At 33.7% G+C, this 258-nt stretch carries 1 protein-coding gene; it reads left to right on the forward strand.

Translation table 11 applies throughout. The features are described from left to right. A partial coding sequence (locus tag O0V13_RS21610; protein WP_442780947.1) for a hypothetical protein occupies positions 1-247 on the forward strand: 247 nt, incomplete at its 5' end. Positions 248-258 lie beyond the last annotated feature (11 nt).

The raw sequence follows: 258 nt of genomic DNA on the forward strand, positions 1-258 counted from the left end.
TTATTCAATGCTACTTATTGCTTCAATAATGGCCAAAAAACAGGTTTTACCCAGACCAAAATGGTATAAAGTGACTAAATCGATCCGAACTACAACTGGAGATCTGATCAATCAATTTAGGGCTATAACATGGGCAAATACCTCAAAAATCAATTTCTCCGACTTCGTAACAATTCAGAAAAAATTGCAAAAACTTAAAAAATCTGATAATCCTACTCTATCCACTCTGTTTCATGCTAGAAATTAGCCAAACTTGAG

It is taken from the genome of Algoriphagus sp. PAP.12 (assembly GCF_026652115.1).
Taxonomy (GTDB): Bacteria; Bacteroidota; Bacteroidia; order Cytophagales; family Cyclobacteriaceae; genus Algoriphagus.